This is a genomic window from Pseudomonas sp. GW823-FHT04A03, from assembly GCF_058796615.1.
The window spans coordinates 256,406-281,118 of the sequence record NZ_JBXAIV010000007.1; the positions used below are offsets into that span (position 1 = coordinate 256,406).

Consider the following 24,713-nt stretch of genomic DNA (forward strand, 5'->3'; position numbering starts at 1 on the left):
TTATCAACGCTGTTCTAGCATCGATTGCATGACTTAAACAACCTGCCGAAAAAAGGTAATTGCTCATGGATTTCGCTTATTCGCCCAAGGTGCAAGAACTGCGTGAGCGCGTGACCGCGTTCATGGACACTTACGTTTACCCGGCCGAAGCCGTGTTCGAACGGCAGGTTGCCGAGGGTGACCGCTGGCAGCCGACGGCGATCATGGAAGAACTCAAGGCCAAGGCAAAGGCTGAAGGTCTGTGGAATTTGTTTCTGCCTGAGTCGGAACTCGGCGCCGGCCTGACCAACCTCGAATACGCGCCATTGGCTGAAATCATGGGCCGTTCGCTGCTCGGTCCCGAGCCGTTCAACTGCTCGGCGCCGGACACCGGCAACATGGAAGTTCTGGTGCGTTACGCCAACGAAGAACAGAAACAGCGCTGGCTCGAACCGTTGTTGCGCGGCGAGATCCGCTCGGCGTTCGCCATGACCGAGCCGGACGTCGCGTCCTCCGACGCCACCAACATGGCCGCCCGTGCCGTGCGCGATGGCGACGAGTGGGTGATCAATGGCAAGAAATGGTGGACTTCCGGCGCCTGCGATCCGCGCTGCAAGATCCTGATCTTCATGGGCCTGAGCAACCCGGACGCCCCGCGCCACGCCCAGCACTCGATGATCCTGGTGCCGGTCGATACCCCCGGCGTGAAGATCGTCCGTCCGCTGCCGGTGTTCGGTTACGACGACGCACCCCACGGCCACGCCGAAGTGCTGTTCGACAACGTACGAGTGCCGTACGAAAACGTCCTGCTCGGTGAAGGACGCGGCTTCGAAATTGCTCAAGGTCGCCTTGGCCCAGGCCGGATTCACCACTGCATGCGTTCGATCGGCATGGCCGAGCGAGCACTGGAACTGATGTGCAAACGCTCCGTGAGCCGCACTGCATTCGGCAAACCGCTGGCACGTCTGGGCGGTAACGTCGACAAGATCGCCGACTCGCGGATGGAAATCGACATGGCGCGCCTGCTGACCCTGAAGGCGGCGTACATGATGGACACCGTGGGTAACAAGGTCGCCAAGAGCGAGATTGCGCAGATCAAGGTCGTCGCGCCGAACGTCGCGTTGCGGGTGATCGACCGGGCGATCCAGATCCATGGCGGGGCAGGGGTGTCGAATGATTTCCCGCTGGCCTACATGTACGCCATGCAACGCACCCTGCGCCTGGCCGACGGCCCGGACGAAGTGCACCGCGCGGCCATCGGCAAGTTCGAGATCGGCAAGTATGTGCCGAAGGAAATGCTGCGTAGCGAGCGCTGATTACAGACATTCCGCGTCAGCCCTGATCGTTCCCACGCTCTGCGTGGGAATGCATACCGTGACGCTCCGCGTCACAGTGGACGCGGAGCGTCCATGGCTGCGTTACCACGCAGAGCGTGGGAACGATCAGGACATCAAATTCAGTAAACCCAAACCTCAACCCGCCGATTCTTGATCCGGCCTTCATCCCCGCTGTTGGTCGCCACCGGCATCAGCGCGCCAAACCCGCGCACTTCGCGCAACACCACGCCGTTCTTCACCAGCTCCCGGCGTACCGCCATCGCCCGCAGCTTCGACAGCAAATCCGCCCGGGCCGGGTCGTCCTTGGCATCGCCGAATCCCACCAGTGTTACTGCGCGATCGGTCTTGTCGTGGTGCTTTATATAGTCGAACACCCGGGCCAGATCCTGGCGGGCCTTGTTGTCGAGGCTGGCGCTGCCTTCTTCGAAGCGGAAGTTCACGGTCAGACGCTGGGCGTGACGGCTGAGGGATTGATAACCCTCGGGCATCAGCGCATTCGGCGTGACGGCGATGGCCTGCACGGTCTGGGCGATAAAACCGTTGGCCGCGACAATCGCCTGGCCCCGACGGCTCTGCGCAAACTCCACCAAGGCCTTGGCCCACGGATTGTTGCTGTCGGGCGGCAGATAGAAGAACAACCGCCGTGACAGCGGATAGTCTTCAGTGGCGATCAGGCTGGCGAGCGGCAGCATCGCCTGGGATTGCCCGTCGACAATCGCCACGGCCTTGGCCTGACGCACATAGGGCAGACCGATGAAACCGATGGCTTGCGGATCGGCACTGACGGCGTCGGACAACTGCTCGCTGGATTCGAACCGTTTCGCGGCATTGCTCAGCGATTTCCCACGACGGCTGAGGACAAGTTCCTTGAAGGTGTCGTAGGTCCCGGACTGATCATCCCGCGCATATAAATGAATCGTCCCACCCTTGCCGCCGACGTCTTCCCACGTCTTCGCCTCGCCGCTGAAGATCCGCGCCAGTTGTTCGGTGTTCAGTTGATTCAGCGGATTGTCGGGATGGAGGATGATCGCCAGGCCATCGATGGCGATGACTTGCTCGGCGTCGGGGCTTTTCAGATCGCCCCGGGCTTGCAGGTTCAGCAGTTCGCTGTCCTTGATCGGGCGCGAGGAGGCGGCCAGATCGGCGCTGGCGTTCTTGAGTGCAGTGAAACCGGTGCTCGAACCGTGGGCGGCGATCTCCACCACGACTCTTTGGCCTTGGGCTGTCAGGCCGACGACCCGTTGTTCGTTGGCAGTGTCCGGGGTTTCGCTGTGGACTTTCAACAGTCCCTGGTCTTGCAACAGACCTTCCACCAACGCCGGACCGAGCGCCGCGCCAATGGTGTTGGAACCCTGGATGCGCAAGACCGGGCCGTTCTCGGGAATGGGCAATGCAGCGGCCGAAACCTGCAGCCAGGCACTCAGGAGAAAGACAAACAGAACGCGCAGGGTCATGCCGGCACCGAATGCAGCCAAGGGGATTGCCGGGGAGATTAAGTCAGGGACGTTTCTGAAAGATGACAGCGCTCAAGCTGTGGGAGCGAACTCCCACAGCAATTTGCAGTGATTGAGCTATCAGCTCAATTCAAGCCAGATCGGCGCGTGGTCCGAAGGCTTTTCCATCCCGCGCAGTTCATAGTCGACACCGGCAGCCTTCACCCGTGGCAGCAAGCCGTGGGACGCCAGAATCACATCGATGCGCAGGCCGCGCTTCGGCTCGTCTTCAAACCCGCGGCTGCGGTAGTCGAACCAGCTGAACATGTCGGTCACGTCCGGGTTCAGGTGACGGTAGCTGTCGGTCAGGCCCCAGTTTTTCAGGCGGGCCATCCACTCGCGCTCTTCCGGCAGGAAGCTGCATTTGCCGGTTTTCAGCCAGCGCTTCATGTTGTCCGGGCCGATGCCGATGTCGCTGTCTTCCGGGGAGATGTTGACGTCGCCCATCACCACCAGCGGTTGTTCATTGTGGAACTGGCTTTCCAGCAGCGCTTGCAGATCGCTGTAGAAACGCTGCTTGGCCGGGAACTTGGTCGGATGGTCGCGGCTTTCGCCCTGTGGGAAGTAGCCGTTCATGATCGTCACCGGTACGCCATTGGCGTCGGCGAATGTGCCCCAGATAAAGCGCCGCTGCGCGTCTTCTTCATCGGTGGCGAAGCCTTTGTGCACGGCAATCGGCTCCTGGCGCGAGAGCAGGGCGACACCGTAATGGCCTTTCTGGCCGTGGAAATACACGTGATAACCCAGGGCCCGCACTTCTTCCAGCGGGAACTGGTCGTCGTGGACCTTGGTTTCCTGCAGGCCGATGACGTCCGGCTGATGCTTTTCGATCAGCGCCGCCAGCTGATGCGGACGGGCCCGCAGTCCGTTGATGTTGAAGGAAACGATCTTCATGGTCGGCAGTCCTGGCAAAAGGGCGATGCTAGCTGACATGTAGGATCTGGGCCAGCGTGGCGGTAGTCCATATGCGCTGCTAATGTCTTTCGGGTGTGGGAACGATCCCTTCAGCCCAAGGCTCGTATAACAAGAACGGGGCCTCTTGAGTCCCGTCCAGGGAGAATCACCGTCATGCCTGAAACCCAAACCGCCATCGCCGACATCCACATGCTCGACCGCGGCTATTCTCGGGAAGCGCGATCCCTTCTTTATCAGGCTTACCGCCACGAGCCGACCTTCGCCTACCTGTTCGAAGCCGAGCGTCCGGGTTACGAACAACGGGTGCGTGCCACGGTGCGGGAACTGGTCAAACAGCATTTCCTGCAGGATCTGCCGGCCATCGGCCTGCTGGTCAACGACCGCTTGATCGGCATCGCCCTGATCGCGCCGCCGCAACGGCGCCTGGGCGTTACCGAAAGTTGGGCCTGGCGTCTGCGCATGGTGCTGAGCACCGGTTTCCGCTGCACCCGCCGTTATCTGGAGTATCACGCCGCCGTCGAGGCCTGCGTGCCGACCGACTCGGTGCACATGCTGCCGCTGCTCGGCGTGCATCCACAATTTCAGGGCAAGCATTTCGGCGAACAGCTGCTGCAAGCGGTGCACAACTGGTGCGCAGTGGACGAAAGCTCCCAAGGCGTGATCCTCGACACCGGTAACCCGCGCTATCTGGAGTTCTACAAGCGTCAGGGTTACGAGGAAATCGGCGAAGTCGCTGTCGGCCCGGTGCGCGAGCACGTGTTTTTCCACGCCAACCCGCAGGTGTTACAAACTGCAACGGGATGACCGTCGAACTTTTTGAGATGTTTCCTGTTCTATCACGCTCCCAAGCCCGTGATAGCATCCGCGCCTATGAAGTTTCCAGGAAGATTTACCAGTGGCGTGCTCATGCTGTTAACCAGCTGCGCGGCGCTGGCGCAAAGTGAATTGGATGTGCGGATCAAACCGTCCAACGATGAACTGAAAGCCAATATAGAAGGCTATATCGGCAGCCTCGGCGATCGTGACGAAGAAGCCTTGCAGCGCTTCAGTCGCGGCGCCGAAGAACAGGCGCGCAAGGCCGCCCAGGCCTTGGGTTATTACCAGCCGCAGATCGAAAGTGACGTCAAGGGCGGCGACAAACCGCGTCTGGTGCTGAACATCGATCCCGGCGAGCCGATCCGTCTGCGCAACGTGACCGTGCGCATCGACGGCCCGGCTGCCTCCCTCAAATCCTTTCGAGTCCCGAAAAGTGACGTGCTCAAGCCCGGCGCGGTGCTCAACCATGGGCGTTACGAAGACGCCAAGCGCTTGATCCAGAATCAGGCGTCGCGCTATGGCTTCTTCAGTGGACGTTTCACCAGTCAGAAATTGATGGTCGATCCCCGCGCCGGGGTCGCCGATGTCGAATTGATCTACGAAAGCGGCCCGCGTTATGCGCTGGGCAAAGTCAGTTTTGAAGGCGACACACCGTTCGACGAAGACCTGCTGCAACGCATGGTGCCGTTCAAGGCCGGCGAGCCGTATGACTCCGAACTGATCGCCGAACTCAACCGCGACCTGCAATCGAGCGGCTATTTCGAGGGCGTGCGAGTCGACGCCGCGCCGACCGCCGCGAAAAACGACGTGATCCCGGTGGACGTCAAACTCGACACCCGCAAGCCGCGCACCATGGGCCTGGGTCTCGGTTATTCCACCGACGTCGGCCCGCGAATCAAGGCCAACTGGACCCGCCATTGGGTCAACCCGCAGGGCGACAGTTATGGCTGGGAAGCGGAGTTGTCGGCACCACGGCAAAACGTCGGCCTGTTCTATGACATCCCGCTGGACCCGCCGCTGACCGACAAACTGCGCTGGGCTGGCGGTTATCAATATGAGGACATTGACGGTTCCGACACCTTGAGCAAGCTGCTGACCTTTGGCCCGGAATGGCACAGCAAATTACCCAGCGGCTGGCAGCGGGTGATCTCGCTGAAATGGCAGCGCGAGGAATACCAGCTCGGCGACGACTCCGGTCTGAGCACCTTGCTGATGCCCGGCGTCAGCTATTCCTACCTCAAGAGCGACAACCGCATCGATCCGCACAATGGCTATCGTCTGACCTTCGAAAGCAAGGTGGCGAAAGAAGGCCTGGGTTCGGACAACAATCTGGTTTACGGCACAGCGCTGGTCAAAGGCCTGACCACCGTGTTCGACAAGCACCGTCTGCTCGGTCGGGTACAGGTCGGCGGCAGCGCCACCAACGGCTACAAATCGGTGCCGCCGTCGCTGCGCTTTTTCGCCGGTGGCGATCAGAGCGTGCGCGGCTACGACTATCAGAGCCTGTCCCCGGAGAACTCCGAGGGCGACCGCATCGGTGGGCGCTACATGGTGGCCGGCAGCGTCGAGTACCAATACTCGATTGCCGAGAAGTGGCGCGTGGCGACCTTCGTCGATCAGGGCAACTCCTTCAACAAACTCGAACTGCCGAACCTCAAGACCGGGGTCGGTATCGGTGTGCGCTGGGTTTCGCCGGTGGGGCCGATCCGCCTCGACCTGGCCCATGCGCTGGACGACGATGGCGGCATCCGGCTGCACTTTTCCATGGGGCCTGAGCTGTGAAGCGTGGTTTGAAAATATCGGCGCTGGCGCTGTTGTCGCTGGTGCTGCTGATTGTATTGAGCATTACCGCTGTGCTCGGAACGCAGGCCGGCAGCCGTTGGGTGCTGGGTCTGGTGCCGGGCCTGAGCGTCGACAACTTCCAGGGTCGCCTCGGCGGGCAGTGGAGCGCCGATCACCTGTTGTGGCAGCAGGACACCAGCCGCGTCGAACTGAGCAAACCGATCGTCGAATGGTCGCCGCTGTGCCTGACGCGCATGACGTTGTGCATCCAACAGCTCAAGGCCGATACCGTCAGCCTGCAATTCCCGCCGAGCGAAGAAGTCACCGAAAGCGGTCCGATCAAGCTTCCTGATCTGCAATTGCCCGTGGCCATCGAGCTGGGCGATGTGCAGGTCGGCAGCCTGTTGTTCAACGGCAGCGAAGAGTTGAAAGGCCTGCAACTGGCGGCGCACTGGACCGCCAAGGGCATGCAGATCGACAGCGTGAAACTGCAACGCGACGAGTTGAGCCTGAACCTGTCCGGCCTGTTGCAACCGACCGGCAACTGGCCGCTGAACATCGCCGGTGATCTGACCTTGCCGTCGCCGGCTCCCGAACCGTGGACGCTGGCGCTGAAAATCGACGGTGACCTGCTGAAAACCCTCAACCTGCACGCCGACAGCCGTGGCTACCTCAACGGCCAGTTGAGCGGCGAGCTGCAACCGTTGGTGGAAAACCTGCCGGCCAAGGTGCGGATCACCTCGGAGGCGTTCAAGCCGAGCGCCGATCTGCCGGACACCCTGCAATTCAATCAACTGGTATTGACCGGCGAAGGCGACCTGAAAAACGGCTACCAACTCCTCGGCAATGCGACGCTGCCTGCCGAAAAAGGCCCGGTGGCGCTGTTGCTCAAAGGCAAGGTCGACGCCAAAGGTGCGCAGATTGCTGGCCTCGATCTGACGGCCAGCGACAAGCAAAGCCTCAAGCTGACCGGCAATGTCGACTGGAGCAAAGGCCTCAGCGCCCAGGCCAATATCAACTGGCTGGATTTCCCGTGGCACCGGCTCTATCCGGAGATCGACGAGCCGCAGGTCACGTTGCGTACCTTCACCGGCGAAGTCTCCTACACCGACGGTCAGTACATCGGTAACTTCGCCGCCGCCGCAGATGGGCCGGCGGGGGCGTTCAGCCTGAGCAGTCCGTTCAGCGGCAATCTCAAGCAGATCTTCCTGCCACAACTGAAACTCGAAGCCGGGCAGGGCAAGGCCGAAGGCCATGTGAACGTGCAGTTCGCCGATGGCATCGCCTGGGACACCGCGCTGGAATTGTCGGCGCTCAACCCGGCGTATTGGGTCGCGGAGTTGCCGGGCACCCTGGCCGGTCCGTTGAAGAGCAAAGGCGAAATGAAAAACGAGCGCCTGAGCCTGAATGCCGACCTCGATCTGAAAGGCAAACTGCGCGGGCAACCGGCGATCCTGCAAGCCAAGGCTGATGGCGCGGGCGAACAGTGGAATCTGAATGCCCTGCAAATCCGCCTCGGCGACAACAGCATCAACGGCAAGGGTAGCCTGCAACAGAAACTCACCGGGCAGATCGACATCAAACTGGCGCGACTGGCCCAGCTCTGGCCGCAACTGCGTGGGCAGATCAACGGTCGGGTCGATGTCGCCGGCACGCTCAAGGCGCCGCAGGGCAAGCTCGGCCTGCAAGGTTCGCAACTGGCGTTCCAGGACAATCGCCTGCAAAGCCTCAACCTCGACGCCACCCTCGACAGCGCGCAACGGGCGAAAATCGACCTCAAGGGCAGCGGCATCCAGGCCGGCGACACGTCGCTGGGCACCCTGACCGCCAGCGCTCAGGGCGATATCAAAAGCCAGAAACTCAACCTCGACCTGCTCGGGCCGAAGCTGAAACTGGCGCTGGGTCTGGACGGCAATCTGGACAAGGGCAACTGGCGCGGCCGTCTGGCCAGCGGTGACATTCAGGCCGGCGGCCAGGACTGGAAACTGCAAAACCCGGCCAAGATCGAACGACTGGCCGACGGCAAGATCAACTTCGGCGCCCACTGCTGGATGTCCGGCAATGCCAGCCTGTGCGGTGAAGACCAGCGCCTGATGCCGGAACCGAAGCTGCGTTACCACCTCAAGCAGTTCCCGATCGAAAGCCTGGCGCAGTGGCTGCCCAAGGATTTCGCCTGGCAGGGCAAGCTCAACGCCGACCTGCAACTGGACCTGCCGGCCAGCGGCCCGAACGGCCAGATCAGTGTCGATGCCAGCGGCGGCACTCTGCGCATGAAGGAAAAGGATCAGTGGCTGGACTTCCCGTACCAGACCCTCAAACTCACCAGCAAACTCACGCCCAAGCGCATCGACACCGACCTCAACTTCGTCGGCGGCAAACTTGGCGAACTGATGGTGCAGGCGCAGCTCAACCCGCTGCCGAAGAACAAACCGCTGAATGGCTCGTTCCGCCTCAGCGGGCTGGACCTGTCGGTCGCGCGGCCGTTTGTGCCGATGGTCGAGAAACTCACCGGGCGCCTGAACGGCAGCGGCACGATTTCCGGCGGGCTGCTCGCGCCGCTGGTCAACGGCACGGTGCAGCTCAGCGACGGCGAAGTGTCCGGGCCGGAATTGCCGATCGAACTGCAAGCGTTGCAACTGCAAGCGGTGATCGCCGGTGAAGCCGTGCAACTGAACGGCGGCTGGAAAAGCGGCAAGAGCGGGCAGGGCAGTCTGAACGGCAACATTGCCTGGGGTCAGGCGCTGGTGGTGGATCTGGCGCTCAAGGGCACGCAATTGCCGGTCACTGTCGAACCCTACGCCAAACTGGAAGTGGCGCCGGACCTGAAGATTTCCATGGCCGGCGATGAGCTGGCGATTGCCGGCAAGGTGCTGGTGCCCAGAGGTGAAATCACCGTGCGCGAACTGCCGCCATCGACGGTGAAAGTCTCCGATGACACGATCATCGTCGGCGCGCAGACCGAAGAGGGCAAACCGCCGATGGCCATGAAGATGGACATCGACGTGGTGGTTGGTGAGGACAAGCTGAGCTTCGCCGGATTCGGCCTGACCGCCAACCTGCAAGGCCACGTGCACATCGGCGACAACATGGACACCCGTGGCGAGCTGTGGCTCAACGACGGCAAATACCGCGCCTACGGTCAACGCCTGACGGTGCGTCGCGCGCGTCTGCTGTTTGCCGGGCCGATCGACCAGCCGTATCTGGACATCGAAGCGATTCGCCAGACCGATGATGTAATCGCCGGTATCCGCCTGAGCGGCAGCGCCGAGCAGCCGACCACGCAGATCTTCTCGGAACCGGCCATGAGCCAGGAACAGGCGCTGTCCTATCTGGTGCTGGGGCGTCCGCTGAGCACCACCGGCGAGGACAACAACATGCTTGCGCAAGCGGCGCTCGGTTTGGGTCTGATGGGCAGTTCCGGGGTCACCAGCAGTCTGGCCAGCGACCTGGGCATTCAGGACTTCCAGCTCGACACCCAGGGCAGCGGCAACACCACCAGCGTGGTGGCCAGCGGCAACATCTCCGAAAAACTCAGCCTGCGTTACGGCGTCGGCGTGTTCGAACCGGCCAACACCATCGCCTTGCGCTACAAGCTGAGCAAAAAGGTCTACCTCGAAGCCGCCAGCGGCGTGGCCAGTTCGCTGGACATCTTCTACAAGCGGGATTTCTAGCCCGCGTTCCCCCTCGCCGGGTCGTGTCACCACGATCCGGCTTTTTCTGGATGTATTAGACTGACCGCAGCTTGAAGGGCGCCGTTTGCGGCTGCCCGAAACGCCCCGGGGGCGCCAATGGTTCGTTTGAGTATGGTCTTGCTCGGTCAGGATTTTGTCCGGCGGCGCTGGTCAGCACTGGCATTGACCGGCGTTGTTTGGGGCGCGGCCGGAGTGGCCATCTTCATCGATGCGCTGGACGGCGTGCTGTATTTTCCGCTGCATGTGTTCGGCTATTTACTGTTGCTCGAAGCCCTGATCATTTTGCTGGTGCCGGCCCCGAAAACCGGCACGGCGGCGGCTTTGCGCAAAGCTCGCGGTCTGGCGTTTCTGCTGCTGGGGCTGCTGATCGTCGACCGACAGCATGCCGCCGGCGTGATTCTCGCGGTGCTGTTCGGTGCGGCTTTTCTGCTCGATGGCGGTTTTCGACTGGCGGCTGCGGTGGTGGTGCGCTTTGTCGGTTGGCGAATGTCACTGCTGGTGGCGCTGTTCGAGATCGGTTTTGGCGTGTTCATCCTCGAACCGTATCCGAGCCTCTACAAGGGGACGGTGCCGTTCTGCATCGGCATGAGCATCTTTCTTTCGGGCTGTGCCTTGTTGCAGCAGGCATTGCGGTTCAAGAACAGGCCGTCGCCGGTGACGCCTTCCCCGGTTCATGCCCCTGCGTGCAACGGCGCAATGGTGATCCATGTCTGGACACCGAGCGGCACCGTTGAAGACACCTTGGTGCGCAATCGGTTGCTCAATCGTTACATCGCGGCGGTCGATATCAACGGCGTCATTTCCGCCGGCCACGCGGCGCTGGAATGTGGACCGGACATCTACATCAGCCATTACCCGCTGGACGACATCGATCGCTCGGCGGGGGATTTCGTGCGCTTGCTACGGGCCACGCCGAACAACGATGTGGCTGGGCGGTTTCTGCCGGACTATGCGAGCGAAGTGGCCGACTGGTGCCCGTCGTCGGTTCAGGTCAGCTTCGCGCACTACGACGCCGCGCGGCTTCATGCGTTCTGGGCGGATTATCGGCAGAACACCACCTACAACCTCACCAGCCGCAATTGTTCGAGTGCCGTTGCGCACAGCCTTGAGGCAGCGCTTGAGGGCGCGATGAACCGGGGGCATTCGAGCATGCTGGATTTTGCCCGGGTCATCATCAGCCCGGAATTCTGGGTCGCAGCTCAAGTGCGCAAACGCGCCGAGGCCATGGCCTGGACGCCGGGTCTGGTGCTCGATTATGCGCGGGCGTTGCATGCCGCCATCGAGCCGGCACCGCCAGGCTGGCACGGTATTTACGCAGGAGCCAGGCGCGCCTGTGGTTATGTGGCGACTGCTTTGCGTGGGCGTGAAGTTCATCCCCTTCAGCCACCATCTATGAATCATCCCTCCGACAAATCCTGAACGGCTCTACACCGAGTCGCTGCCTTCGCGAGCAAGCGAGCTTGCTCGCGAAGGCGTCCGTCTGGGCGCCCGAAAACCCAGTCCACTGGTCAACTAATTACAAAGCAACCTAACTATTACGTTGACATTCGCTGCCTAGGCAGTAACATCTCGACATACATTCACTGCCTAGGCAGTTATTAGGTGAGCACATGAAGCATTTCACCCCCGACGAATTCAAGCATTGCCATCTCGGCCTGTTGCTCGGCCGTGCCGCGCTGCTCAAGGACAAGATCATCGACACCCACATGGAACCCCACGGCATTACCGCCGCGCAGTTCAAGGTGTTGATCATCATGGCCCAGTACGGCGTCGACACCCCGGCCGAGCTGTGCCGGCACCTGTCGCTGGACAGCGGTTCGATGACTCGCATGCTCGATCGTCTGGAGCAGAAAGGTTTCCTGGTTCGCCAACGCAGCGAAGGCGATCGCCGTCAGGTGCAACTCAAACTCACCGAGCAGGGCCAGCAACTGGCCGATCGCCTGCCGCACATCGGCGCCGATGCCATGAATGAACTGGCCGGCGCCGTGACCCCGGACGAGTTGAAAACCCTGGAATACATCCTCAAGAAAATTTTGCTGGCAGCCGGTGACCCCATCACCATCCAGCGGTTAGGTGAACACAATGAGCGGTAAAACCTTGCGCAGCAGCCTGACACTGGTGCTGTCGGCGATGATTCTCGCCGGTTGCGCCAACTACAGTGGCCTCGATACCCAGGGCGCCAGCCTCGATGCGAAAAACCTGCAAACCGGGCAATCGCTCAACGGCGTGACCCTGTCTCAGGCCGCGTGGCCGAAGAGCGACTGGTGGACCAGCCTCGGCGATCCGCAGCTCGACGGCCTGATCCGCGAAGCCCTGAAAGACAGCCCGGACATGCAGATCGCTGACGCCCGCGCCCATCAGGCCAGCGCCGCCGCATACGCCGCCGATGCCGAGCGTTATCCGACCCTCGACGCCAGCGCCGGCATCAGCCGTTCGCGTCTGGCCAAGGATCAGGACCCGCGAGGGCAGGGCGATGCCTACGCCACCGTGCGCAACATCAGCGCCGGCTTCAATTACAACTTCGACCTGTGGGGCGGCCAGCGTGATGCCTGGGAAGCCGCACTCGGTCAGGCCCGCGCCGCCGAAGTCGACCGTCAGGCCGCGCAACTGACCCTCGCCGCCGATGTGGCTCGGGCCTACAGCGATCTGGGTCAGGCGCACATCGTTTATGACCTGGCCAACGAAGACCTCAAACGCACCAAACAGATGCTCGACCTGAGCCAGCGTCGCCTGAGCTCCGGGATCGACAGCCAGTACCAGTTCCAGCAGACCCAAAGTCTGGAAGCCAGCTCCGAAGCTAGCCTGATCGACGCCGAAAAACGTCTGAACAGCGCGAAAATCGCTCTGGCCGTACTGCTCGGCAAAGGCCCGGATCGCGGCAACGAAATCGCTCGGCCGAAAGTCCTGCAAGCCAGCGCCGTGGCACTGCCATCGGTGCTGCCGGCCGAACTGCTGGGCCGTCGCCCGGATCTGGTCGCCGCGCGCTGGCGTGTCGAGGCGGCGAGCAAGGACATCGACTCGGCCAAGACCCGCTTCTATCCGAACTTGAACCTGTCGGCCTCCGCCGGTGCCGAATCCTTGTTGGGGGACGCGATGTTCGGTTCCGCCAGTCGCTTCTTCAATATTGCCCCGACGATTTCGGTGCCGATCTTCGATGGCGGACGCCTGCGCGCCAACCTCGATGCCCGCGACGCCGATTACGACCTCGCCGTGGCGCAGTACAACAAAAGCCTGGTGAAAGCCCTGGGCGATGTCAGCGACACGATCAACCAGTTGCGCGACATCGGCCGGCAGATCGGCGCCCAGCAGCACGCGACCGAGATTGCCCAGGACTCTTACAACACCGTCGTCCAGCGTTACGGTTCCGGCATCGGCAACTACCTGGACGTGCTCAGCATCGAGCAGCAATTGCTGCAGGCCCAGCGTCAGCTGGCCAACCTGAATGCCGAGCAGATCGACCTGTCGATTCAACTGATGCAAGCGCTGGGCGGCGGCTTCCAGGGGCAAACCCTGACCGCAGCCAACGCCACCCCAGCCACGCCGCACAACTAATTCAAGGTATTTGTCATGGCCACTGCCGAAAACACACAAGCTCAAGACAACGCCCAGGACACTGGCAATCCGCGCAAACGCAAAGTAATGCTGCTGGTGCTGGCCGTTGTGGTTGCCCTCGCCGGTGCCGGCGTCTGGGCGTATCACGAATTCATCGGGCGCTGGAGCGAAAGCACCGACGACGCCTACGTCAACGGTAACGTGGTGGAAATCACCCCGCTGGTGACCGGCACCGTGGTCAGCATCGGCGCCGACGATGGCGATCTGGTGCATGAAGGCCAGGTGCTGATCAACTTCGACCCGAACGACGCCGAAGTCGGCCTGCAAAGTGCCAAGGCCAATCTGGCCCGCACCGTGCGTCAGGTGCGCGGCTTGTACAGCAACGTCGACGGCATGAAGGCTCAGGTCAATGCGCAACAGGCCGAAGTGCAGAAAGCCCAGGACAACTTCAACCGCCGGAAAAATCTCGCGGCCGGCGGGGCGATTTCCCAGGAAGAACTGTCCCACGCCCGCGATGACCTGACCTCGGCGCAGAACGCCCTGGCCAACGCCAAACAGCAGCTGAAAACCACCAGCGCGCTGGTTGATGACACCGTGGTGTCCTCGCACCCCGACGTGATGGCCGCCGCCGCACAACTGCGTCAGGCCTACCTGACCAACGCTCGCAGCACGCTGATTGCACCGGTCACCGGTTACGTCGCCAAACGCACCGTGCAACTCGGCCAGCGTGTGCAGCCGGGCACCGCGCTGATGGCGGTGATTCCGCTGGATCAGCTGTGGATCGACGCCAACTTCAAGGAAACCCAGCTGCGTGACATGCGCATCGGCCAACCGGTGGAGATCGAGTCGGACATCTACGGCAGCGACGTGAAGTTCAGCGGCACCATCGACAGCCTCGGCGCGGGCACCGGCAGCGCGTTCGCCCTGTTGCCGGCGCAGAACGCCACCGGCAACTGGATCAAGATCGTGCAGCGTGTGCCGGTACGGATTCACGTCAACGCCGAAGAACTGGCCAAACACCCGCTGCGCGTCGGTCTGTCGACCAATGTCGAGGTCAATCTGCACGACCAGAGCGGCCCGGTACTGGCCCAGCAACCGCCGCAAAAGGCCTCGTTCAGCACCAACGTCTACGACCGCCAACTGGCCGAAGCCGACGCGATGATCACCCAGTTGATCCACGACAACAGCGCGGCGGTCAGCAAGACCGCGCAACGCTGATTCCTTCCCCCTGTGGGAGCGGGCTTGCTCGCGAAAGCGGTGTGTCATTCAGTATTAATTTATCTGACAGACCGCCATCGCGAGCAAGCTCGCTCCCACAAGGGTGACTGCGTCTGTAACAAGCGCGGCGCCCGCCGAGTTCCAAAGGATTCGCGATGAGCAATAACGCCTCTTTTACGCCGCCCAGCCTGTTGCTCAGCACCATCGGCCTGTCGCTGGCGACCTTCATGCAGGTGCTCGACACCACCATCGCCAACGTGGCGTTGCCGACCATTTCCGGCAACCTCGGCGTGAGTTCGGAGCAGGGCACCTGGGTCATCACCTCGTTCGCCGTGAGCAACGCCATTGCGCTGCCGCTCACCGGCTGGCTGAGCCGTCGCTTCGGCGAGGTGAAGCTGTTTCTGTGGGCGACCATCCTGTTCGTGCTGGCATCGTTCCTCTGTGGTATTTCCACGTCGATGCCGGAACTGATCGGCTTTCGCGTGCTGCAAGGCCTGGTGGCCGGGCCGTTGTACCCGATGACCCAGACGCTGCTGATTGCGGTCTATCCGCCGGCGAGGCGGGGCATGGCTCTGGCGTTGCTGGCGATGGTCACGGTGGTGGCGCCGATTGCCGGGCCGATCCTCGGCGGCTGGATCACCGACAGTTACAGCTGGCCGTGGATCTTCTTCATCAACGTGCCTATCGGGATTTTCGCGGTGATGGTGGTGCGCCAGCAGCTGGCCAAGCGCCCGGTGGTCACCAGCCATCAGCCGATGGATTACGTCGGGCTGATCACGCTGATCATCGGCGTGGGTGCGTTGCAGGTGATCCTCGACAAGGGCAATGACCTGGACTGGTTCGAGTCGAACTTCATCATCATCGGCGCGGCAATTTCGGTGATTGCGCTGGCGGTGTTCGTGATCTGGGAAATGACCGACCAGCATCCGGTGGTCAACCTGCGGTTGTTCGCCCACCGCAACTTCCGCATCGGCACACTGGTGCTGGTGTTGGGTTATGCCGGATTCTTCGGCATCAACCTGATACTGCCGCAGTGGTTGCAGACCCAGATGGGTTACACCGCGACCTGGGCCGGGCTGGCGGTGGCACCGATCGGCATTCTGCCGGTGCTGCTGTCACCGTTTGTCGGCAAGTACGCGCACAAGTTCGACCTGCGCTTGCTGGCCGGGCTGGCGTTCCTGGCGATCGGCCTGAGCTGCTTCATGCGTGCTGAATTCACCAACGAAGTGGACTTCCAGCACATCGCGCTGGTGCAGTTGTTCATGGGGATTGGTGTGGCGCTGTTCTTTATGCCGACCTTGAGCATTCTGATGTCGGACTTGCCGCCGAGCCAGATTGCCGATGGCGCTGGTCTCGCGACGTTCCTGCGGACACTGGGCGGCAGCTTTGCGGCGTCGTTGACCACCTGGATCTGGATTCGCCGGGCGGATCAGCATCATGCCTATATGAGCGAGAGCATCAGCACTTATGAGCCGGCGACCCGTGAGGCGTTGAATCAGTTGGGCGGGGCGAGCAATCCGGCGTATGCGCAGCTGGATCATGTGTTGACCAGTCAGGCGTATATGCTTTCGACCGTGGATTACTTCACGTTGTTGGGGTGGGGGTTTATGGGGTTGATCCTGATTGTTTGGCTGGCCAAGCCGCCGTTTGCTGCGAAGGCAGGCCCGGCGGCCAGCGGTCACTAAGGGCGACACAGTACCGGTGGGAGCGAGCTTGCTCGCGAATGCTGACTGACATCCAACATTTATGTTGACTGACACGACGCGTTCGCGAGCAAGCTCGCTCCCACAGTTTTTTATACGGCTTTAGACGGTTGGGGCGGGCAGTGCCGGCGGCGGTGCGAAGTCAAACGGCGCCAACGCAAACCCGTTCTCATCCACCTGCAACGCCCAGCCCTGACGATCCCAGTCCCCCAGCACAATCCGCTTAGCCGCCTGATCGCCGATCTGCAACTTGTGGATCGCCGGGCGATGGGTGTGCCCGTGAACCAGGGTTTTTACCCCGTATTCCTGCATGATCCGCGGAATTTCCTCCGGTGTGACATCGACGATGTCATTGGCCTTCATCCGCGTCTGCGCCCGGCTTTCGCTGCGCAACTTGCGCGCAAGCTTGTGCCGGGTGCGCAAGGGCAGGTTGCGCAGGATGAACAGGCTGAGCGGGTTGCGCAGGTAACGGCGCAGCTTCATATAGGCTTCGTCGCGGGTGCACAGGCTGTCGCCGTGCATCAGCAGCACCGGTTCGCCGTAAAACTGCACGACACTCGGGTCCTTCAACAGCGTGCAGCCGGCCTCTTTGCAAAAGGCCTTGCCGAGCATGAAGTCGCGATTGCCGTGCATCAGAAAAATGGCCGTGCCGCTGTCGCTGAGTTCGCGCAGGGCCTGGCAGATGGAACGCTGGAAGGGGGTCATGGCGTCGTCGCCAATCCACGCCTCGAAAAAGTCGCCCAGAATGTACAACGCACTCGCCGAGCGGGCGCGTCCGGCGAGCAAATCCAGAAACGCCCGGGTAATGTCCGGGCGCTCCTCTTCCAGATGCAAGTCTGAAATCAGCAATATCACGCTTCGATGATCTCGGCTTTCTCGATGATCACGTCGTCTGCTGGTACGTCCTGGTGGCCTGCCTTGGACGTGGTGGAAACGCCTTCGATCTTGTCGACAACGTCGGTGCCAGCAACCACTTTACCGAACACGGCATAACCCCAACCCTGAGCGGTCTTGGAGGTGTGGTTCAGGAAGCTGTTGTCGGTGGCGTTGATGAAAAACTGTGCCGAGGCCGAATGCGGATCCATGGTGCGAGCCATGGCCAGGGTGTATTTCTCGTTCTTCAGGCCGTTGTCGGCTTCGTTCTGGATGCTTGGGCTCTTGTCTTTCTTTTCTTTCATGCCTGGCTCGAAACCGCCGCCCTGGATCATGAAACCTTTGATGACGCGGTGGAACACGACGTTCTCGTAGTGACCCTTTTTCACGTATTCGATGAAGTTCGCCACGGTGATCGGGGCTTTTTCAGCGTTCAGTTCGATGACGATGTCACCGAAGTTGGTGGTCAGTTTTACTTGAGTCATGATCGCTACTCTTTATAAGGAATTCGTGGGCATTGGAGCATTTCGCCCCTTTGCCGGTTCAGCCCGTGAAGGCCAAGGTGCGCAGTTTAGCGTGACAGGCGCGAATTTCGAGGCTGTTTTTCAAAACCCGGCGATTAAATGCATTCCTTTTAAGCCCTGCTCTGTCAGGGGCTTGACAGCATCGGCTATGATAGCGGCTTTGTTTTGTCAGGCCCGTGTCCCGGCGCCGCGCACTGTACGTTCAAGGATCCTATGAGCAAGCCCACTGTCGACCCTACCTCGAATTCCAAGACCGGCCCCGTTACGCCGGTCAATTTCCTGCGCCCGATCATCCAGGCGGACCTGGACTCGGGTAAGCACACGCAGATCGTCACCCGTTTCCCGCCTGAGCCCAACGGCTACCTGCACATCGGCCACGCCAAGTCGATCTGTGTGAACTTCGGCCTGGCCCAGGAGTTCGGCGGCGTTACACACCTGCGTTTCGACGACACCAACCCGGCCAAGGAAGACCAGGAATACATCGACGCGATCGAAAGCGACGTCAAATGGCTGGGCTTCGAGTGGTCCGGCGAAGTGCGCTACGCCTCGCAATACTTCGACCAGTTGCACGACTGGGCCGTTGAACTGATCAAGGCCGGCAAGGCTTACGTCGACGACCTGACGCCCGAGCAAGCCAAGGAATACCGCGGCAGCCTGACCGAGCCTGGCAAGAACAGCCCTTTCCGCGACCGTTCGGTGGAAGAGAACCTGGACTGGTTCGCCCGCATGCGCGCCGGTGAGTTCCCGGACGGTGCCCGTGTGCTGCGCGCCAAGATCGACATGGCCTCGCCGAACATGAACCTGCGCGACCCGATCATGTACCGCATCCGCCACGCCCATCACCATCAGACCGGTGACAAGTGGTGCATCTACCCGAACTACGACTTCACCCACGGTCAGTCGGACGCCATCGAAGGCATCACCCACTCGATCTGCACCCTGGAGTTCGAAAGCCATCGTCCGCTGTACGAGTGGTTCCTCGACGCACTGCCAGTGCCGGCGCACCCGCGTCAGTACGAGTTCAGCCGTCTGAACCTCAACTACACCATCACCAGCAAGCGCAAGCTCAAGCAACTGGTTGACGAGAAACACGTCAACGGCTGGGACGATCCGCGCATGTCGACGCTGTCGGGCTTCCGCCGCCGTGGCTACACCCCGGCGTCGATCCGCAATTTCTGCGACATGATCGGCACCAACCGTTCCGACGGCGTGGTCGACTTCGGCATGCTCGAGTTCAGCATTCGTCAGGACCTCGACGCGAACGCCCCGCGCGCCATGTGCGTGCTGCGTCCTTTGAAAGTCGTGATCACCAACTACCCGGAAGACCAGGTCGACAACCTCGAACTGCCGCGTCATCCGCAGAAAGAAGAACTCGGCGTGCGTCAGCTGCCGTTCGCCCGTGAAATCTACATCGACCGCGATGACTTCATGGAAGAACCGCCAAAAGGCTACAAGCGCCTGGAGCCGTACGGCGAAGTGCGTCTGCGCGGCAGCTACGTGATCCGTGCCGATGAAGCGATCAAGGACGCCGACGGCAACATCGTCGAGCTGCGTTGCTCCTACGATCCGGACACACTGGGCAAGAACCCTGAAGGCCGCAAGGTCAAGGGCGTGATCCACTGGGTGCCGGCCGCTGCCAGCATCGAGTGCGAAGTGCGTCTGTACGATCGCCTGTTCCGTTCTCCGAACCCGGAGAAGGCCGAGGACAGCGCGAGTTTCCTGGACAACATCAACCCTGACTCACTGCAAGTGCTGACCGGTTGTCGTGCCGAGCCTTCGCTGGGCAACGCACAGCCGGAAGACCGTTTCCAGTTCGAGCGCGAAGGCTACTTCGTCGCGGATATCAAGGACTCGAAACCAGGCCAGCCGGTATTCAACCGTACCGTGACCCTGCGCGATTCGTGGGGCCAGTGATCAAGTCTTAAGGAAACACCGTGCTTACGATCTACAACACGCTCACCAAGAGCAAAGAAGTCTTCAAGCCGCTGGATGGCAACAAGGTGCGCATGTACGTCTGCGGGATGACCGTGTACGACTACTGCCACCTGGGCCACGGCCGCAGCATGGTCGCGTTCGACCTGGTGACCCGCTGGTTGCGGTTCAGCGGTTATGACCTGACCTACGTGCGCAACATCACCGACATCGACGACAAGATCATCAACCGGGCCAACGAGAACGGCGAGTCGTTCGAAGCGTTGACCGAGCGCATGATCGCGGCGATGCACGAAGACGAAGCGCGCCTGAACATCAAGAAGCCGGACATGGAGCCGCGCGCCACGGATCACATCCCTGGCATGCACGCGATGATCCAGACCCTGATCGACAAGGGTTACGCCTACGCCCCGGGCAATGGCGACGTGTACTACCGCGTCGGCAAGTTCATGGGCTACGGCAAGCTCTCGCGCAAGAAGATCGAAGACCTGCGCATCGGTGCGCGGATCGAGGTCGACGAAGCCAAGGAAGATCCGCTGGACTTCGTGCTCTGGAAAGGCGTCAAGCCGGGCGAGCCGAGCTGGGAATCGCCGTGGGGCGCCGGGCGTCCGGGCTGGCACATCGAGTGCTCGGTGATGTCCACCTGCTGCCTGGGTGAGACTTTCGACATTCATGGCGGCGGCAGCGATCTTGAGTTCCCGCACCATGAAAACGAAATCGCCCAGAGCGAAGCGGCCACCGGCAAGACCTACGCCAACGCGTGGATGCATTGCGGCATGATTCGTATCAATGGCGAGAAGATGTCCAAGTCCTTGAACAACTTCTTCACCATTCGCGACGTGCTCGACAAGTACCACCCGGAAGTCGTGCGTTACCTGCTGGTGTCGAGTCACTACCGCAGCGCGATCAACTATTCGGAAGACAACCTCAAGGACGCCAAGGGCGCACTGGAGCGTTTCTACCACGCGTTGAAAGGCCTGCCGAACGTGGCGCCGGCTGGAGGCGAAGCGTTCGTCGAGCGTTTCACCACGGTGATGAACGACGACTTCGGCACGCCGGAAGCCTGCGCGGTGCTGTTCGAGATGGTGCGTGAGATCAACCGTCTGCGCGAGAGCGATCTCGATGCAGCGGCCGGTCTGGCGGCGCGTCTGAAAGAACTGGCCAGCGTGCTGGGCGTGTTGCAGCTCGAAGCCGATGACTTCCTGCAGGCCGGTGCCGAAGGGCGTGTCGATGCAGCTGAAGTCGAGGCGCTGATCGCTGCGCGTCTGGCGGCACGCGCCGGCAAGGACTGGGCCGAATCCGACCGCATCCGCGACCAGCTCACCGCCATGGGCGTGGTGCTGGAAGACGGCAAGGGCGGCACGACCTGGCGTCTGGCTGACTGATTGCTGCGCCTGTTACAAACAAAACCCGCCTTGTGCGGGTTTTTGTTTTTCTGTCCGATAGATCGTTCTCACGCAGACAGTTGATCGTTCCCACGCTCCGCGTGGGAATGCAGCCCGGGACGCTCCGCGTCCCATGCCGAAGCGGACGCGGAGCGTCCATTGAGGCATTCCCACGCAGACGGTTCGACGCCTCGACGTGGGAACGATCCAGACAATGTGTGATTGCTTTTGGTATTCGCATAGGTCTTGATAGCGCACGCGGCAGGATGCTCATCAGCGGCGAATCCGGAAGGGAGGAATCATGGCTAATCACTATCGCGAGCTGGTATCGACACCCGGCGCCACCGGGCTGATCCTAGCGAGCTCTATCGCCCGACTGCCCCAGGCAATGATCGGCATCGGCATCATCACCATGCTGGTGCAGCAGACGGGCGTTTACTGGCTGGCCGGCGCAGTCGCCGGCACGTTTACCCTGGCCAACGCGCTGCTCGGCCCGCGCATCTCGAAACAGGTTGATCAGCGTGGCCAGAGCCGCGTGCTGCCCGTTGTCACGGTTTTCAGCATTGTCATGCTGCTGGCGTTGATTCTCGCCGTGCACTTGAAAGCGCCCGCCGCGTTGTTTTTTGTACTGGCGGCACTGGCGGGGACAATGCCGAGCATGCCGTCCATGATCCGCGCACGCTGGACGCAACTGTTTCGTGGCAAGCCGCAGCTGCACACCGCGTTCTCCCTCGACACGGTTCTCACCGAATTGGCCTACATCATCGGCCCGCCCCTGGCGATCGGTTTGAGCGTGAGTTTCTTCGCGGAAGCCGGGCCGCTGGTGGCGGTAGGGCTGCTGGCCGTCGGCGTGACGGCGTTTCTCATGCAACGTCAGACCGAACCGAAAGTGGTGGCAGGCAACCGGAAAAACAGCGGTTCGACACTGCTGATTCCCGGCGTTCGCACCATTGTCCTGGCGCTGCTGGCGATGGGGGCCATCGGCGGGTCGATCGATGTCGCCGTTGTGGCCTTCGCCAACGCGCAAGGCTGGCCATCGGCTGCCACCTTCATCCTCGCCGCCTATGCCTTCGGCTCGCTGGTGGCGGGCCTGACCTTCGGCGCGTTGCGGGTTTCGCTGGCGATTGAAAAACAGTTCTTTATCGGGATATTGGTCACGGCAGTCACCGGCGTATTGCCTGTGTTCTCACCGGATGTTTATGTCCTGTCGGCGATGCTGTTTATCGCCGGCATCTCGTTTGCGCCGACCATGGTGGTGGTCATGAAGCTGGGGACGATCATCATCCCGGCGGCGAGGATGACCGAAGGGCTGACGTGGATGACCACCGGGATCAGCATCGGCGTGGCGCTGGGCGGCATGCTGGCGGGGCTGGTGATTGATGCCTGGGGCGCCCGGGCAGGGTTCGGCGTTGCGATCGCTGCAGGTTTGCTGATGATGGTTGTGGTGTTGATGGGCCTGCGGACGTTGGCGGCCGCATCGGCTGCACCTGTTGAGCCCGCCGTTTCGGCCTGACCCGCTGTGGGAACGCTCAGCTTTCAAGCTGCCGCAATCGCTTGTACAGCGTATTGCGGCTCACCCCCAACCGTCGCGCCAGGTGGGAAATATTCCCGCCGGCCAACTGCAACTCCCGGTTCAACGCCTCGGCATCGTTCAGATCGATGCCCAGCGGCTCGGCCACTTCCACCGGCTCCATCTCCAGATCGACAAAAAAGTCGTCCGGCAAATGCTCGGGCCGAATCGGTTGTTCTTCGGCCATCGCCAGCGCCACCTGCATCACGCTGCTGACCTGACGCAGATTGCCCGGCCACGGGTGCCGTTCAAACAAGTCCAGCACCTCGCGACTCAATCCCGCCCACTGCGACGGCTCGCGATGTTGTTCCCACAACCGTTTGAACAGTGCCTGCTTGTCGCTGCGCTCGCGAAGCGGTGGTAATTCGAGGGTCAAGCCGCCGATGCGGTAGTACAAGTCCTCGCGGAAGCGCCCCAGTTGCACCTGTTCCCTGAGCGAACGGTTGGTGGCGGAGATGATCCGCAGATCCACTGGAAACAGCTCGCTGCTGCCCACCGGTTGCACGCAGCGCTCCTGCAACACGCGTAACAGGCGAGCCTGAGTTGGCAGCGGCATGTCGCCGATTTCATCGAGAAACAGCGTGCCCTTGTCGGCCTTGCGGATCAGGCCGATGCTGCCTTTCTGGTTGGCACCGGTGAACGCGCCTTTCTCGTACCCGAACAGCTCAGACTCCACCAGTTCGGCGGGAATCGCCGCGCAGTTGACGGCGATAAACGCCTGTTTGCTGCGGGAGCTGGCCTGATGCAGGGCTTTGACGAAAACCTCTTTGCCGACCCCGGTTTCCCCGTGAATCAGTAGCGGAATGTCCTTTTCCAGCAGCCGCTCGGCCTGGCGCACGGCTTTTTCCACGCGGCTGTCGCCGAAGTGCAACGTGCTCAGGCTGATGGCCGTAGGGACGACGACTTTCGGTTCAGCGGTTCTGGTTTCAGCAAAGACCCGCGCCTGAACTGGCGCCTGTTTAGGCCGTTTCAACAAACACTGGAAACGATTGCGCCCGGAGGTCTGCAAGGCGAACGGCAAACCGTCCGGTTGATTGATCAACTCCAGCAACGACACCTTGAACAGACTCTCAACGCTGACCCGCGACAACCGCACCCCCAACAGATTGTCGGCCCGACGGTTGGCCGACAGCACCTGGCCGCTCTCATCAAAGATCAGCAGCCCGGCCCACTGGCTGTCGAGGTTGTTCAACCCGGTGTTGAAGGTCAGTTGAAAGTGCTGGCCGTGGAACAGGTTGAGGATCAGCCGATTCTCCACGGTCTGGCTCATCATCTTGACCATGCCGAGGGTGTGCGAGGGCGGCAGATAGCTGTCGCTGGACACGTCGAGTACGGCGATGACCTTGCGCTCGGCATCGAAAATAGGCGCGGCGGAACCGGTCATGAAGCGGTTGGCCTTGAGAAAGTGTTCATCGTGTTCGATGTGCACCGCCTGCTCGCAGGCCAAAGCAGTCCCGATGGCGTTGGTGCCGCTGGCGCGCTCGACCCAACTGGCGCCGGCCTGAAAACCGCGCGCCAGGTTCGGCTCGATAAAGCGCTGAGTACCCCAGGACGTCAGCACCTGGCCCTGATTGTCGGCCAGCATGATCAGGCAGTTGGAGTTGCTCAGGATGTTCTCGTAATACGGCAGCACTTCCTGGTGGGTGGTCTGCACCAGCGAATGATGACGGTCGAGCAACTGCGCGATGCCGGCAGAGGGCAACTGATCGAAGGCCGGGGCGCTTTGATGATTGAGACCGAAGGCGCGGCAACGGGACCAGGAGTCCTGGACGATGGCGTCGTGGGAAAGCGGCGGGGCAGGTGCGGCCATGATTGGCAGTCTCTGAAGGGTGCTTTGTTGTTTTTGTTATGGCTCGTTCGACGAGCAAAAAGCATCCATAGAGTGTTGTTCACTATTGTTCATTGTCAATCGCCCGACTGTTCAATTGTTCAGTCGCGACTG

At 61.4% G+C, this 24,713-nt stretch carries 17 protein-coding genes; 12 read left to right on the forward strand and 5 right to left on the reverse strand.

Going from position 1 to position 24,713, the window contains the following annotated elements; translation table 11 throughout:
* The first annotated feature begins 65 nt into the window (after positions 1-65).
* Positions 66-1,295, forward strand: a complete 1,230-nt coding sequence (locus AC1Q9F_RS19320; RefSeq protein ID WP_041075051.1) for an acyl-CoA dehydrogenase — start codon at positions 66-68, stop codon at positions 1,293-1,295.
* A 140-nt stretch (positions 1,296-1,435) separates the two neighbouring features.
* On the opposite strand, the gene AC1Q9F_RS19325 is transcribed toward AC1Q9F_RS19320, so the two are convergent.
* Together AC1Q9F_RS19325 and xthA are read right to left on the reverse strand one after the other, a co-directional pair.
* Positions 1,436-2,770 (reverse strand): substrate-binding domain-containing protein, encoded by a 1,335-nt coding sequence (locus AC1Q9F_RS19325; protein ID WP_492620700.1) that lies wholly within the window; start codon positions 2,768-2,770, stop codon positions 1,436-1,438.
* 120 nt (positions 2,771-2,890) lie between these two features.
* The gene (gene xthA, locus AC1Q9F_RS19330; protein WP_273899025.1) at positions 2,891-3,703 is read right to left on the reverse strand and encodes an exodeoxyribonuclease III; all 813 of its coding nucleotides are present in this window, start codon (positions 3,701-3,703) and stop codon (positions 2,891-2,893) included.
* A 174-nt stretch (positions 3,704-3,877) separates the two neighbouring features.
* On the opposite strand from xthA, the gene AC1Q9F_RS19335 reads away from it, so the two are divergent.
* From AC1Q9F_RS19335 to AC1Q9F_RS19370, 8 genes are all read left to right on the forward strand, one after another.
* Positions 3,878-4,528, forward strand: a complete 651-nt coding sequence (locus tag AC1Q9F_RS19335) for a GNAT family N-acetyltransferase (RefSeq protein WP_007951503.1) — start codon at positions 3,878-3,880, stop codon at positions 4,526-4,528.
* 66 nt (positions 4,529-4,594) lie between these two features.
* Complete coding sequence (locus tag AC1Q9F_RS19340; protein ID WP_492620675.1) at positions 4,595-6,322, forward strand: autotransporter assembly complex protein TamA; 1,728 nt, start codon at positions 4,595-4,597, stop codon at positions 6,320-6,322.
* Complete coding sequence (locus AC1Q9F_RS19345) at positions 6,319-9,993, forward strand: translocation/assembly module TamB domain-containing protein (protein WP_492620676.1); 3,675 nt, start codon at positions 6,319-6,321, stop codon at positions 9,991-9,993. Before AC1Q9F_RS19340 ends, AC1Q9F_RS19345 begins: the two co-directional genes overlap by 4 nt.
* 117 nt (positions 9,994-10,110) lie before the next feature.
* Positions 10,111-11,433 carry a hypothetical protein gene (locus AC1Q9F_RS19350; RefSeq protein ID WP_492620677.1) on the forward strand — a complete coding sequence of 441 codons (1,323 nt, stop codon included), beginning with the start codon at positions 10,111-10,113 and terminating at the stop codon, positions 11,431-11,433.
* A 191-nt stretch (positions 11,434-11,624) separates the two neighbouring features.
* Positions 11,625-12,107 carry a MarR family winged helix-turn-helix transcriptional regulator gene (locus tag AC1Q9F_RS19355; protein ID WP_007951499.1) on the forward strand — a complete coding sequence of 161 codons (483 nt, stop codon included), beginning with the start codon at positions 11,625-11,627 and terminating at the stop codon, positions 12,105-12,107.
* Positions 12,097-13,566 (forward strand): efflux transporter outer membrane subunit, encoded by a 1,470-nt coding sequence (locus tag AC1Q9F_RS19360; RefSeq protein WP_492620678.1) that lies wholly within the window; start codon positions 12,097-12,099, stop codon positions 13,564-13,566. Before AC1Q9F_RS19355 ends, AC1Q9F_RS19360 begins: the two co-directional genes overlap by 11 nt.
* Before the next feature lie 15 nt (positions 13,567-13,581).
* Positions 13,582-14,784 (forward strand): HlyD family secretion protein, encoded by a 1,203-nt coding sequence (locus AC1Q9F_RS19365; RefSeq protein WP_007951497.1) that lies wholly within the window; start codon positions 13,582-13,584, stop codon positions 14,782-14,784.
* Positions 14,785-14,939: 155 nt separating this feature from the next.
* Complete coding sequence (locus AC1Q9F_RS19370) at positions 14,940-16,469, forward strand: DHA2 family efflux MFS transporter permease subunit (protein WP_192561624.1); 1,530 nt, start codon at positions 14,940-14,942, stop codon at positions 16,467-16,469.
* Positions 16,470-16,589: 120 nt separating this feature from the next.
* On the opposite strand, the gene lpxH is transcribed toward AC1Q9F_RS19370, so the two are convergent.
* Both lpxH and AC1Q9F_RS19380 read right to left on the reverse strand, forming a co-directional pair.
* Positions 16,590-17,342, reverse strand: coding sequence for a UDP-2,3-diacylglucosamine diphosphatase (gene lpxH / locus AC1Q9F_RS19375; RefSeq protein WP_273900834.1), 753 nt, complete (start codon positions 17,340-17,342; stop codon positions 16,590-16,592).
* Positions 17,339-17,845, reverse strand: a complete 507-nt coding sequence (locus AC1Q9F_RS19380) for a peptidylprolyl isomerase (protein WP_007951494.1) — start codon at positions 17,843-17,845, stop codon at positions 17,339-17,341. The genes lpxH and AC1Q9F_RS19380 overlap by 4 nt, the downstream gene beginning before the upstream one ends.
* Before the next feature lie 252 nt (positions 17,846-18,097).
* Between AC1Q9F_RS19380 and AC1Q9F_RS19385 the strand changes: the two genes are divergently transcribed.
* From AC1Q9F_RS19385 to AC1Q9F_RS19395, 3 genes are all read left to right on the forward strand, one after another.
* On the forward strand, positions 18,098-19,798 hold the full coding sequence (locus tag AC1Q9F_RS19385) for a glutamine--tRNA ligase/YqeY domain fusion protein (RefSeq protein ID WP_492620679.1): 1,701 nt from the start codon (positions 18,098-18,100) through the stop codon (positions 19,796-19,798).
* Positions 19,799-19,818: 20 nt separating this feature from the next.
* Positions 19,819-21,201: a cysteine--tRNA ligase gene (gene cysS, locus AC1Q9F_RS19390; protein ID WP_085690018.1), complete on the forward strand. Its 1,383-nt coding sequence runs from the start codon at positions 19,819-19,821 to the stop codon at positions 21,199-21,201.
* A gap of 301 nt (positions 21,202-21,502) precedes the next feature.
* Positions 21,503-22,714, forward strand: coding sequence for an MFS transporter (locus AC1Q9F_RS19395; RefSeq protein WP_492620680.1), 1,212 nt, complete (start codon positions 21,503-21,505; stop codon positions 22,712-22,714).
* 16 nt (positions 22,715-22,730) lie between these two features.
* Here AC1Q9F_RS19395 and AC1Q9F_RS19400 read toward each other — a convergent pair whose 3' ends face one another.
* Complete coding sequence (locus AC1Q9F_RS19400) at positions 22,731-24,581, reverse strand: sigma-54-dependent Fis family transcriptional regulator (protein ID WP_492620681.1); 1,851 nt, start codon at positions 24,579-24,581, stop codon at positions 22,731-22,733.
* Between the last annotated feature and the right edge of the window lie 132 nt (positions 24,582-24,713).